Source organism: Bradyrhizobium sp. P3_C3 (genome assembly GCF_056402655.1).
In genome coordinates, this window is the sequence record NZ_JBFUGY010000007.1 from 156,202 (window position 1) to 169,228 (window position 13,027).

General features: G+C 64.7%; 9 protein-coding genes. 6 read left to right on the plus strand and 3 right to left on the minus strand.

The window, feature by feature from the left end:
- The first annotated feature begins 297 nt into the window (after nucleotides 1-297).
- The 3 genes from parC (at nucleotide 298) to AC1DW2_RS10865 (ending at nucleotide 5,951) form a co-directional block, all read left to right on the plus strand.
- Entirely contained in the window at nucleotides 298-2,556 is a 2,259-nt protein-coding gene (gene parC, locus AC1DW2_RS10855; RefSeq protein WP_283016765.1) for a DNA topoisomerase IV subunit A, read from the plus strand.
- A gap of 295 nt (nucleotides 2,557-2,851) precedes the next feature.
- Nucleotides 2,852-4,402 (plus strand): ABC transporter substrate-binding protein, encoded by a 1,551-nt coding sequence (locus tag AC1DW2_RS10860; RefSeq protein ID WP_477006002.1) that lies wholly within the window; start codon nucleotides 2,852-2,854, stop codon nucleotides 4,400-4,402.
- A gap of 4 nt (nucleotides 4,403-4,406) precedes the next feature.
- Nucleotides 4,407-5,951 (plus strand): GMC family oxidoreductase, encoded by a 1,545-nt coding sequence (locus AC1DW2_RS10865; protein WP_283016762.1) that lies wholly within the window; start codon nucleotides 4,407-4,409, stop codon nucleotides 5,949-5,951.
- A 2-nt stretch (nucleotides 5,952-5,953) separates the two neighbouring features.
- Here the strand turns inward: AC1DW2_RS10865 and AC1DW2_RS10870 are convergent, their stop codons facing one another.
- Entirely contained in the window at nucleotides 5,954-6,685 is a 732-nt protein-coding gene (locus AC1DW2_RS10870) for an outer membrane protein (RefSeq protein ID WP_283016761.1), read from the minus strand.
- Nucleotides 6,686-7,041: 356 nt separating this feature from the next.
- On the opposite strand from AC1DW2_RS10870, the gene AC1DW2_RS10875 reads away from it, so the two are divergent.
- Nucleotides 7,042-8,667: a hypothetical protein gene (locus AC1DW2_RS10875; RefSeq protein ID WP_283016760.1), complete on the plus strand. Its 1,626-nt coding sequence runs from the start codon at nucleotides 7,042-7,044 to the stop codon at nucleotides 8,665-8,667.
- Here AC1DW2_RS10875 and chrA read toward each other — a convergent pair.
- Both chrA and AC1DW2_RS10885 read right to left on the minus strand, forming a co-directional pair.
- Nucleotides 8,664-10,049 carry a chromate efflux transporter gene (chrA, locus tag AC1DW2_RS10880; RefSeq protein WP_283016759.1) on the minus strand — a complete coding sequence of 462 codons (1,386 nt, stop codon included), beginning with the start codon at nucleotides 10,047-10,049 and terminating at the stop codon, nucleotides 8,664-8,666. The genes AC1DW2_RS10875 and chrA overlap by 4 nt on opposite strands.
- Nucleotides 10,049-10,867: a chromate resistance protein ChrB domain-containing protein gene (locus tag AC1DW2_RS10885; RefSeq protein WP_354114342.1), complete on the minus strand. Its 819-nt coding sequence runs from the start codon at nucleotides 10,865-10,867 to the stop codon at nucleotides 10,049-10,051. The genes chrA and AC1DW2_RS10885 overlap by 1 nt, the downstream gene beginning before the upstream one ends.
- 194 nt (nucleotides 10,868-11,061) lie before the next feature.
- On the opposite strand from AC1DW2_RS10885, the gene dmeF reads away from it, so the two are divergent.
- Nucleotides 11,062-12,036, plus strand: a complete 975-nt coding sequence (gene dmeF, locus AC1DW2_RS10890) for a CDF family Co(II)/Ni(II) efflux transporter DmeF (RefSeq protein WP_354124270.1) — start codon at nucleotides 11,062-11,064, stop codon at nucleotides 12,034-12,036.
- Nucleotides 12,037-12,122: 86 nt separating this feature from the next.
- The gene (locus AC1DW2_RS10895) at nucleotides 12,123-12,956 is read left to right on the plus strand and encodes an N-acyl homoserine lactonase family protein (RefSeq protein ID WP_354114340.1); all 834 of its coding nucleotides are present in this window, start codon (nucleotides 12,123-12,125) and stop codon (nucleotides 12,954-12,956) included.
- The last annotated feature ends 71 nt before the right edge of the window (nucleotides 12,957-13,027 follow it).

A 13,027-nucleotide genomic window follows, 5' to 3' on the forward strand; every position in this document is an offset into this window, starting at 1 on the left:
GAAGCAAGACCGTGTCTACCCCAAGATTCGCGGTCTGAGCCGCGGCGAATTCCAGCGCGAGCGGAATACGGCGACAGATGGCAGCCACTTTTCGCTGCGGCCGCAGAGAGTTGGGCGCGGTCCAAGGGGGCAACGGAGGCCGAAATCGAAGTCGCCCGGCGTTGCCTGACCAATGCGCCGGTCACCGCGCAAGCCAAGACCCAGCAGCCAGTGACCGCCGGCTGGGCAGGGCAATAGCCGCCCACAGGGAACCAATCGATCCTTGCCCGATTCGTTTCCACGGTTTAACCGGGCGGCATGGGAAAACGATTGATTCCGCCGGAGGAACCGGCCGAAATTCACGAGGTGCCGCTGCGTGAGGCGCTGGAAGAGCGCTATCTCGCCTATGCGCTCTCCACCATCATGCACCGTGCGCTGCCGGATGCGCGCGACGGTCTGAAGCCGGTGCACCGGCGCATCCTCTACGGCATGCGCTTGCTCCGGCTCGACCCCGGCACGGCGTTCAAGAAATCCGCCAAGATCGTCGGCGACGTGATGGGCTCGTTCCATCCGCATGGCGACCAGGCGATCTATGACGCCATGGTACGCCTCGCGCAGGATTTCTCCTCGCGCTACCCGCTGGTCGACGGCCAAGGCAATTTTGGCAATATCGACGGCGATAACCCGGCTGCCTATCGCTACACCGAAGCGCGCATGACCGACGTGGCGCGGCTTCTGCTCGAGGGCATCGACGAGGACGGCGTCGAGTTCCGGCCCAACTACGACGGCCAGTCGAAAGAGCCGGTCGTGCTGCCCGGCGGCTTTCCGAACCTGCTTGCCAACGGCGCGCAAGGCATCGCGGTCGGCATGGCGACCTCGATCCCGCCGCACAACGCGGCCGAGCTCTGCGACGCCGCGCTGCACCTGATCGAGAAGCCCGACGCGAAATCCAAGGCGCTGCTGAAGTGGGTCAAGGGCCCGGATTTCCCGACCGGCGGCATCTGCGTCGATTCCAAGCAGGCGATCGCTGAAGCCTATACGACCGGTCGCGGCTCGTTCCGTGTTCGCGCTCGATGGGAGCAGGAAGAGGGTACGCGAGGCACCTGGGTCGTCGTCGTCACCGAGATTCCCTTCCTGGTGCAGAAGTCGCGCCTGATCGAGAAGGTCGCCGAGCTGCTGGACCAGAAGAAGCTGCCGCTGGTCGGCGACATCAGGGACGAGTCGGCCGAAGACGTCCGCATCGTGATCGAGCCGAAGTCGAAGAACGTCGATCCCGCCCTGATGATGGAATCGTTGTTCCGGCTGACCGAGCTCGAAAACAAGATTCCGCTGAACCTCAACGTGCTGATCAAGGGCCGCATCCCCAAGGTCGTCGGGCTCGCGGAGTGCTTGCGCGAATGGCTCGACCATCTGCGCGACGTCCTGATCCGCCGGACCAACTTCCGCAAGGCGCAGATCGAGAACCGGCTCGAAGTTCTGGGCGGTTTGTTGATCGCGTACTTGAACCTCGACGAGGTGATCAGGATCATCCGCACCGTGGACGAGCCGAAGCCGGCGCTGATCAAGGCGTTCAAGCTTACCGAGGTGCAGGCCGAGGCCATCCTCAACATGCGCCTGCGTAGCTTGCGCAAGCTCGAGGAAATGGAGATCCGCACCGAGGAAAAGAACCTCCGCGCCGAGCTCAAGGGCATCAACGCGGTGCTCGCCTCGGAGCCGGAGCAGTGGAAGAAGGTCGGCGAGCAGGTCGGCAAGGTCCGCGACATGTTTGGACCGAAGACGCCGCTCGGCAAGCGCCGCACCACCTTTGCGGATGCGCCCGAGCACGACCTCGCCGCAATGGAAGAAGCCCTCGTCGAGCGCGAGCCGGTGACGGTCGTGGTCTCCGACAAGGGCTGGATCCGCACCATGAAGGGCCATGTCGAGGATCTCTCGGGGCTCGCCTTCAAGCAAGACGACAAGCTCGGTTTTGCCTTCTTCGCGGAGACGACCTCGAAGCTCTTGCTGTTCGCCACCAACGGCAAATTCTACTCGCTCGATGTCGCGAAGCTTCCGGGCGGTCGCGGCCATGGCGAGCCGATCCGTCTGTTCATCGACCTCGAGCAGGAGGCCGCTCCCGTCGCGCTGTTCGTCAACAAGGGCGGGCGTAAATTCCTGGTCGCGAGCCACGAGGGCCAGGGTTTCGTCGTCAACGAGGACGATTGCGTCGGCACCACCAAGAAAGGCAAGCAGGTCCTCAACGTCGACATGCCGAACGAGGCGCGCACGGTCACCGAGGTGATCGGCGACACCGTCGCGGTCATCGGCGAGAACCGCAAGATGCTGGTCTTCCCGCTCGACCAGGTGCCGGAGATGGCCCGCGGTCGCGGCGTGCGCCTGCAGAAGTACAAGGACGGCGGCCTGTCCGACGTCGCCGTGTTCGAGGCCAAGGCGGGCCTGACCTGGAAGGACTCCGCTGGCCGCGAATTCTCCGCGACCATGAAGGAGCTTGCGGAGTGGCAAGGCACCCGCGCGGATGCCGGCCGCCTGCCGCCGAAGGGTTTCCCGAAGTCGAACAAGTTCGGCAAGGTGATCGGGTAAGCAGGCTCGTGTCCCGGATGCGCTGCAGCGTGAAACGCTGCTGCGCAGAGCCGGGACGCCACAACACAGGTGTCATGCCCCGGCTTGACCGGGGCATCCAGTACGCCGCGGCTTCTCGGTTTCATCACGCCCCTCTCCGGAATACTGGATCGCCTGCATTCGCGGGCGATGACAGCGAGTGTGGCGCAAACGCTTGGCAGATAGGCGTGAGCGCATAAGTGCCTGCGTCGATCGGGCACGAACATTGCTTTTTCTTTGCCTGCAAATGAACTCTCAAGAAGAAGCAAAAGGCACAATGTTCAAACTGAAGGCTTTTATTCCGGCGCTGTTCGGCCTCGCGCTGGTCGCGGCGCCCGCGCATGCGGCGGGCAATCTCGTTGCAGTGCTCGAGGCGGAGATCGTCACGCTCGATCCGCATTTTTCCACGGCCTACATTTCGCGCACGTTTGGCTACATGGTGTTCGACACGCTCTTTGCGAAAGACTCCAAGGGCGACATCAAGCCGCAGATGGTGCAGGACTGGAAAGTCTCATCCGACGGATTGACCTATACGTTCACGCTGCGCGACGGCCTGAAATGGCATGACGGCCAGCCGGTCACGGCGGCCGATTGCATGGCGTCGCTGCGCCGCTGGCGCACCCGCAGCGCTCTCGGCCGTCGGATCTTCGCGATCACAGCCTCGCTCGAGCCGACGGATGCGAAAACCTTCGTGCTGACGCTGAAGGAGCCGTCCGGCCTCGTGATCGATGCGCTCGGCAATCCCGTCAGCCCCGTCGCCTTCATCATGCCCGAGCGCATCGCGAAAACACCCGGCGACCAGCGCATCACGGAGATCATTGGCTCCGGCCCGTTCGTCTACAGCAAGGCCGATCACCGCACCGGCGATCGTATGATCCTGAAGAAATTCGCCGACTATGTGCCGCGCCCCGAGCCCGCCGATTTCCTCGCCGGCGGCAAGCGCGTCGGCATCGACACGCTCGAGATCCGCGTCATCCCTGATGGTGCGACCGCCGCGTCCGCGCTGCAGGCCGGGGAGGTCGACTTCATGCAATATGCGCCGTTCGATCTGTTGCCGCAGCTGGAAAAGAATTCCCGCGTCAAGCTGGTCAATTTCACMGGCGGCAACATGTTCGCCGGCGCCTATCGTCTCAACGCCGCATCGAAGCCGTTTGATGATCCGGAAATTCGCCGCGTGCTGTGGAAGCTGGTCGACCAGCGCGAGGTGCTGGATGCGCTCGGGCTCGATGCCAAATACGCCGCTCCCTGCGCGACGTTCTTCACCTGCGGCACCACCTATGAGAGCAAGGCGGGCACGGAAGCGGCCGCGAAGACGTCGATTGAAGCCGCGAAAGCCGCGTTGAAGGCGACCAAATATGCCGGCGAGCCCGTGGTCGTCATGGAAGCCAACGACCTCGAAGCCCCGCGCGTCTCGGCGCAGGTGCTGGCTGAGCGGCTGAAGCAGGCCGGGTTCAACGTCGATCTCCAGGTGATGGACTGGGCGAGCGTGCTGGCGCGCCGCGCCAAGAGGGAGGGCTGGAGCGTCTATGGCGTCCACGCCGGCGGTTTTGATCTGGGCTCGCCGCTGACCAACGTCATGGTCGCCTTCAACTGCGCCGACTTCACCGGCTGGCAATGCGATGCGCGCATCACACCCTTGATGGAGGCCTTCGCCAAGGCGCCTGCCGAGGAGGATCGCAAGAAGATCGCCGGCGAGATTCAGAGCGTCATGTACGATCAGGCGCCCGCGATCCCGTGGGGCCAGTTCGCGCAGCCGGCGGCCTATCGCGCCACGCTGCGCGGTCTGATACCGTCCGCCATCCCGGTGTTCTGGAACGTTGAGAAGTAACGCGATGTACGATGTCATTGTTGTCGGCGGCGGCTCCGCCGGCGCCGCTGTTGCGGCACGGCTTTCCGAGGATCCCGCACGGCGTGTCCTGCTGCTCGAGGCGGGGCTGGACTGGCGCGCCGACGAGGCGCCCTGGGAGGTGATGACGCCAAATCCGATCCCGATCATCCACAAGCGTGAGTACCAGGAGAAATGGCAATGGCCTGATCTCCTGACGCGCCGGGTGGCCGGGCAGGAGCCGCGCTTCTACTGGCGCGGCAAGGGGCTTGGCGGCTCATCGATGATGAACGGCCAGATTGCCATCCGCGGCGTCGCCGACGCGTTCGACGAATGGGCAGCCAATGGCTGCACCGGCTGGTCGGCCAAGGACGTGATGCCGCTGTTCTCGGTGATCGAGGATGATTTGGAATTTGGTGACGCCCCGGGCCATGGAAGCGGCGGACCGCTGCCGGTCTATCGCGCTCCGCCCGAGAAGTGGGGCCCGATCGACCGCGGCCTCCGCGATGCGGCGCTGGCGAGCGGCTATCCCTGGTGCGCCGACCTCAACGGTCCTGATGGCGAGGGCGTCGCCTGCTATCCCATCAACAGCCGGGACAGCCGCCGCATCACGACCAACGAGGGTTATCTCGAGCCGGCGCGCGGCCGTGCCAATCTCGAGATTCGCGGGCACGCGCTGGTCGATCGCGTGCTGATCAGCGACGGCCGGGCGACCGGCCTTCGTGTTCACTTCGAAGGGCAGGGCACCCACGAGATCAGCGCGCGCCAGATCGTGCTCTGCGCCGGCGCCATCCACAGTCCGGCGATCCTGCTGCGTTCTGGCATCGGACCGGCGGATGAGCTGAAGGCGATGGGGATCGCGGTCGAGCGCGATCTGCCGGTCGGCCGCCACTTCTTCGACCACCCGTTGTTTCGCGTCACGGTCCAGCTCCACGAAAATCTGCGGCCGACCGATCCGGACACCCGCCACACCAATTGCTGCGTGACCTATTCCTCCGGCCTCGCCGATGGCGGCAAGCGCGACATGATCCTGATCGCGTTCAACCACCGCGGCATCGGCGTGCCTGGAGCGATCGGCGCCGGCCTGTTCAACGCCTATTCGCGCGGCACGCTCAAGCTGGCCTCGACCGATCCGGCGATCGATCCCATCGTCGAGGAGAACATGCTTGCCGATCCCCGCGACATGCTGCGCATGATGGACGCGGTGAAACGGCTGGCCGTGATCACCTCGCAGCCGGCGCTTTCAGGCATTGCCGATTGGATCAGGCTGACCGACACCGATCTGACGCTGCCGCAAGCTGCGGCCTTGCCGGATCACGAGCTCGATGCGCTGCTGCGCCGCGAGACCGGAGACATCCAGCATGCCGCCGGCAGTTGCCGCATGAGCGGCGTTAACGACGCTGACGGCGTGGTCAACCCTGATGGCACGGTGAAGGGCATAAGCGGCCTGCGCGTGGCCGACGCCTCGATCATGCCGTCCGACTGCCGCGCCAATACCCACTTCACGACGGTGGTGATCGGCGAGGCGATTGCGCGGATGATGATGCGTTAGCGCTAGAAGTGATAGTTCACGCCTGCCGTCACGGCGTGAATGCGATCCTTCAGGCTGAAGATGTTGACGGTCGTGCCGGCCCCATTGCTCAGCAACGCGCTGTGGTCGCCGAAGTCGTAATAGTCGTACTCGAAAACCGCGGACCAATGCGGCGCGAACGCCCAGTCGACGCCGGTGCCGGCGGTCCAGCCGGTTCGGGTGCTGGCTCCGCTGGGATTGACGGGGACGCCACCAGCGGGCGTGAAGGCATCGTCAAGCTTTTCACGCGTCCAGGCGCCGCCGCCCCGGACGAACACCAGCCAGCGATCAGCGAACGCGTAGCCGAGCCGCGCGGTGGCCGAGGCCAGGAAGTCGTTGCTCATCGTGAACTGGCTGGGGACGACGACGCCGGTCACGAGGTTTCTGACGGTGCCGGCGTGCGAGTTGCGGAGGCTGCTCCAGGCAGCACGGCCTTCGGCACCCACGACCCATCTGGTCGCGAATTGATAGTCGCAGCCGACCTGTCCGCCCCCAACGAAGCCTGTTGAACTGAAGGAGACAGAGTTTCCAAGCGAGTTGGTGGTCCGGTCGTCGCTGACGACACCGCCGACGTGTGCGCCGACGTAGCAACCGGTCCAGGTGAAGGGGATAGGCGCGAGGGGAGGTGCCTTCACCGCCAGATCAGCCGCCAAGGCCGCGCTGGAAAATCCCAATGCCAAAAGCCCGCCCACCCAAGCGACCGCGAAACGCCCCATGTCAGTCCCCATTCCCGCCTGCGACAACTTGGCACATGTCTGCCAGAAATGCCGCTGCTCGGGAAAGTGCAATTCGCATGATGTGCACAATTTGGGGTAGAGCCGTGGCGCAAATGTCACGCTCGGATCCGATGCACGCGGCGAGCATGACGGCTCGTTGACGTCGATGCTGATTTTACCTGGTGCCATCGAAGGTGAACCACTTCACAGCGGTCACAGCGGGGTCGTGCTAGCATTCGACAGTGCTGGCTGACCCAGCACCATGGCCGGAGTTCGGCTCAAATTACGCCATGCCCGATAAGCGCTGGCGGTTCGCATTTTCAGACGCTGTTCCCGCAATGAAGGGAGGTCTGGCAATGAGCGACACTCCAAAACCCGTGCCCGCCGACGAGTCGGCTCAGGCGGACCTTGCAGAGTCTGAAGCTCCGGCGCCCGCATCCGGATTCGCCAAACGGCTGGAATCGTTCTTCGAGGTGATTCCATTTCTTGGCGGCGTTTTCATCGTGGTCCTCAGCGTGGAGCCGCTCCGCAATTTCATCTGGGACTCACGCCAGGTGATCATCCCGATCGTGGTGTTCGCCGCTGTCGTCATCCCGACGATCTTGCTGATGCCGATCGGGCAGCGATGGCTGAGAGAGAGCAAGGCGTCCACACGAGCGGGGCTCTTCATATTCTTCATGCTGGTGCTGGTGTCGATCGTGGCCATTGTTGCCTCGCTCGGCAAATTCTACCAGTACACGGTGCTGCGCGGCGTGTTCCTGGCCGTGGTGTGCCTGCTGCCCGGCGCAATGTGGTATCTCTTCGTCGGAACGCGCAAGGCGAGCCTGCTGAACGAATACCTGGTCAATCTCGATCGTCTGGGGCTGTTGCGCCAGGTGCGGAACGAGGATGCGGCGATCCGGGGACGTCGCGTTCAGGGGTATCTTCAGAAGTTCGAAGCCATCTATGGCGAGCTTGCGCCGAACGTCTATGCGGATGTGCTGAGCGGCCGTCTCGGCAAATATTCAAGGGCGGATACCGGCGGCGTGACGACACTCTCGACTGCGACGGTCCCGGTCTTGCTCGCCACGGTGCTGATTTCGCTCGGCTGGTTTGTCACGCTGCCGCCGTATCAGGCCGACGTTGTCTTCACCGTGAGTCCGGGCGTGCAGGCGCTGACGCCGTCGGGCACGCCGGTCCAGCTCGCGTTCCTCGGCGCCTATTTCTTCTCGCTCCAGATGCTGTTTCGCCGCTACGTCCTGGAGGATCTCGGTGGCAGCGCCTATGTCGCGGTGTCGCTGCGCATCATTCTGGCCGTCATCGGGATCTGGACCTTCACGGCTGTGTCTAGCGCGAACGACCATCTGCTTCTGCTCGCCGGCTTCGTCTTCGGCGTATTCCCGCGCGTGCTCTGGCAGGTCGTGGAGCAGATGTTCAAGAAGGCGGCGGGCCTCATCTTGCCGAGCATGGTCTCGCAATTGCCGATCAGCGATCTCGATGGTCTCACCGTCTGGCACGAGGTCAGGCTCGAGGAGGAGGACATCGAGAACGTCCCGAATATGGCGACTGCCGACATCGTCGAGCTCTTGCTCAACACGCGCCTTCCGCCGGAGCGGATCATCGACTGGACCGACCAGGCCATCCTCTACACGCAGCTTGGGCCGCAGCCCAAGCCGAAGGAAGGAGGCAGCGCACGCGAAAAGCTACGCACGCACGGTATCCGCACGGCGAGCTCGCTGCTGTGGGCTTCGTGGCAGGCGCGACTCCAGGGAAGGTCCGAGGAGTTCGATCGGATTTTGCAGGGGGCCGATGGCGCCAGCGCGATGCCGGCGCTGGAGGACTCGCTCCGCACCAATTCGAATCTCGATCTGATCGAGCAGTGGCGCGGCACCTGCGATGCCGCGCAGCGTCCCTCGGCGCAGCCGGGCGCGGAGCAACCGTCGCGCCTGCTCGAGCCGCGCGACGGAGAGTTCGACCCCGGTCGTGCGGCTGCCGCGGCCTAGATCAGGCCCACCAGCCTTAGCACCACACCCACGGCGCAGCTGCCGGCGAGCACGGTGAGCATGCCGAGCTTGAAGCGGAAGATCGCGGTCGCGGCCGCGATCGACAGCAGCAGCGCCGGGACGTCAACGCTCGTCAGCACCGGCCTGTCGAAGGACAGCGGGAAGGCGTGCACCGGCACGGTCTCGCGGAACAGCGTGTGCAGCGCGAACCAGATCGASAGGTTRAGGATSACGCCGACGACGGCGGCGGTGATCGCGCTGAGTGCACCGGCGAGGCCCGTGTTACCGCGCAGGCGCTCGATATAGGGGGCGCCGACGAAGATCCAGAGGAAGCAGGGCGTGAACGTGACCCAGGTCGCAAGCAATCCGCCAAGCGTCGCTGCAAGCATCGGCGACAGGCCGCTTGGATCGCGATAGGCGGCCATGAAGCCAACGAACTGAAGCACCATGATCAACGGGCCGGGCGTGGTCTCGGCCATGCCGAGACCGTCGAGCATCTCGTGCGGCTTCAGCCAGTGATAATGCTCGACTGCCTGTTGCGCAACATATGCCAGCACCGCATAAGCGCCGCCGAACGTGACCAGCGCCATCTTCGAGAAGAACAGCGCGATCTGGCTGAACACGCTGGCTTGACCAAGAATCAAAAGCAGCGCGATCACCGGCACCAGCCAGAGCGCGAGCCAGAGCGCACCGACGCGGATCGCGCGCGCGGTGTTGGGGCGCACATGCTCGGGAACGGCTTCGCCGAGCATGCTGTCGATCACGGCGGTGCTGCCGCCGGGACCGTGAGCCGCCGGGGCAAACTCCGGACGGCCGGCCCGCGCGCCGACATATCCGATCACGCCGGCGGCGATGATGATGATCGGGAAGGGGACCGCGAAGAAGAAGATCGCGACGAAGGCGATTGCGGCGAGCCCAATCATGATGCGGTTCTTAAGCGCGCGCTTGCCGACGCGCACCACAGCCTCGAGGACGATGGTGAGCACGGCGGCCTTGAGCCCAAAGAACAGCGCCTCGACGAAGCTGACATTGCCGAAAGCCGCGTAGATGTAGCTGAGGCCCATGATCGCGATGATGCCGGGCAGGACGAAGAGCCCGCCCGCCATCAGCCCGCCGGCGGTGCGATGCATCAGCCAGCCGACATAGGTGGCCAGCTGCTGCGCCTCCGGTCCCGGCAAGAGCATGCAGTAGTTCAGCGCATGCAGGAATCGGCCTTCGGAGATCCAGTTCTTCTCCTCGACCAGGATGCGATGCATCACCGCGATCTGGCCCGCGGGGCCGCCGAAGCTCAGGCAGGCGACGCGGAGCCAGACACGGAAGGCTTCGCCGAAGCTGATGCCGTGACCGGCATCAGCTTCCGTTGGATTGGCGCGGGTGTCCATCACGCCTTCACCTTGTTGGTCGGCCAGTTGTGGGTCTCGGCCGTAGCGTCGCGGCACCAGCGGTAGAAGGCGTCGTAGAGCGTCATGCCGGCTTCGAGCTGCTCGAGATCGTCGTCGTACATCCGCGACAGCCCGAGCGAGGCCGCGAGCAGGCCGGGGGCTTCCGGCGCGAGGTCGGGCCGCGCGGTGTCTGCGCCACGGACCAGCGTGGCAAGCCGCAGCAGGGGCGGTGTTGCAATCCCGAACTCCTCGATCATCACGTCGAAGGTGCAGAGCTCGCCGCGGTGACTCCAGAACACGTTCTCGATGTCGAACGGCGCCGCGTTGAAACGCTCGCCCACGGCGACCACTTCAGAGGGCGCGACGAACAGGAACACCGCGTTGGGATCGACAAAGCGGCGGATCAGCCAGGGGCAGGCGATGCGATCGACCTTCGGCCGGGCCCGCGTCACCCAGACGGTGCGTCCCTTCGCGTCGCGTGGCGGCAGCTTGCGGGTGTCGAGCAGCGGCAGCTTTGCCGCCTTCCAGCCCTCGAACCCCCCCTCCAGCGTCTCGGCCGCCACGCCGAGCTGGCGAAGCCAGGCCGCCGTGCCCTGCGCGAGCTTTTCGCCCCGGAAGCACGAGACGATCGCGGAACGGCCCGCGAAGTCGCCGCCCCAGTCCGGAACATTCTCGTGGCTGAGCTTGATCGAACCGGGAATCAGCCGCCGGTCGGCGGCGAAATCCTCGTCCGTGCGCACGTCGATCAGGGCAGGGGCGTTCGCCGTGCCGATCAGCCGTGCCAATTTGTCAGCAGATATCGTTGTGTAGGAAGACATGATGCGCCCTCGTAAAGACAAACGGGACGCGATACTTGGGCTTGTCGCCTCGTGGGGAGATCGCTCAATCCCCATGAGCGTCATTACAACGAAACCGCGCCGGGCTGTCAATCGGCTCGTTGACTTGATTTTGCCCGGACATTCCGCAGGTCTATATTGCGGGTCAACGGACCGGACCTTTCGGAGACTTTTCGATGCATTCCCATTCGACCGAGCAATGGACCCATGACCACGCCTTTCTGGGCGAGAAGCACGACGAGAACGAGCGGCGCACCTGGCTCGTGGTCGTCCTGACCCTGGTCATGATGGTCGGCGAGATCGTTGCCGGCTCGCTGTTCGGCTCGATGGCGCTTTTGGCCGACGGCTGGCACATGGGCACGCATGCGGCCGCGCTTGGCATTGCCGCTTTCGCCTACCGTTTCGCGCGCCGGCACCTGGGGAATGCGCATTTCACCTTCGGCACGGGCAAGTTCGGCGATCTCGCCGCCTTCTCCAGCGCGATCATCCTGGGTCTGATCGCGGTCGAGATCGCCTATGAGAGCGTGCTGCGGCTGTTCACGCCGGTGCCGATCGTCTATGGCGAGGCCATCGCGGTCGCCGCCCTCGGCCTCTGCGTCAACCTCGCCAGCGCGTGGTTGCTGCGCGACAGCCATGATCATCATCATCACGGCCATGACCACGGCCATGACTACGGCCTTGGGCATGCGCATGATGATCACGACGACCACGGTCATCACCGCCATCATCACGACAACAATCTTCGCGCGGCCTATGTCCACGTCATGGCGGATGCGGCGACCTCGGTGCTGGCGATCGCAGCGCTGGTGGTCGCGATGTATTCGGGATGGGTCTGGGCCGATCCGGCCGTCGGCCTGATCGGCAGCGCCGTGATCGCGAGCTGGGCGTTCGGCCTGGTCAAGTCATCAGGCGCGGTGCTGCTCGACGTGCGCGCCGACGAGAAGCTCGAACGCACCATCCGCGCGCGGATGGAAGTCGGCGAGGACCGCGTCACCGACTTGCATCTCTGGCAGGTCGGCCCCGGCCATTGCGCCGTGCTGGTCTCGGTGGTGTCGGACAAGCCGAAGCAGCCGGCCGTCTATAAGAAGCGGCTCGCCGGGCTGAAGGGCCTGAGCCACGTCACGGTCGAGGTCGAGACCTGCCCGCATTGATGTGATCTGCCGAAACGGAATTCGGCGGCGCGGCCGGGGTTGATCCTCGGTCGCAGCCATACACGGCTCTGCAAGAGGGACCAAGGATGATGCCCAGGATCAAGTTTGCTCTCGCCGTTGCCGCGCTGGCTCTGTCCGGCCACGCGGCCGTTGCGCAGTCCGAGAAATCGGGCGTCGAAAAGCTCTACGTCCTCAATTGCGGGGAGGGCACCGCCGGGGACATCTCGCGCTGGACGCCCGGCCTGAACGAGGGCAAGTCGATGGACTTCGTCGACAGCTGCTATCTCATCAAGCACAGCAGCAAGGGCTGGTTCCTGTGGGACACCGGCATCGCCGATGCCGTCGCCGCCATGCCGAATGGCCTTGTCCCCACCGATCCCAAGGCCGTGACCTGGCGTCGGCCGAAGACGTTGGCCGCCCAGCTCGAACAGCTCGGCCTCAAGCCGGATGACGTCAAGGCGATGGCGGTGTCGCACACGCATCCTGATCATACCGGCAATGTCGAGCTGTTCCCGCAGGCCACGCTCTACGTGCAGAAGGCCGAATATGACTGGCCCGGCGCCAACAACGAACCGCGCTTCAAGCCCTCGCATCCGGTCGAGTTGCTCGCGGGTGACAAGGACGTGTTCGGCGACGGCAGCCTGACCATCCTGTCGACGCCCGGCCACACGCCGGGACACCAGTCGCTGCTGGTGAAACTGCCGAAAACCGGTGCGGTGGTGCTGTCGGGCGACGCCGTCCACTTCAAGGACAATTGGGACAACCGCCGCGTCCCCAGCATGAACGCCAACAAGGACCAGAGCGCGGCGTCGATGCAGAAGATCGCCGATACGCTCGACAAGGAGAAGGCGCAGCTCTGGATCAACCACGACAAGGCCCAGCGCGACGGCCAGAAGATGGCGCCTGAGTTTTACGACTAGCGTTTGCGCCGAGGTTGCTGCCATGACGCTGGCAGCAGCAGCGTGCTACGGCCCGGGCAAGCTCCGCGACA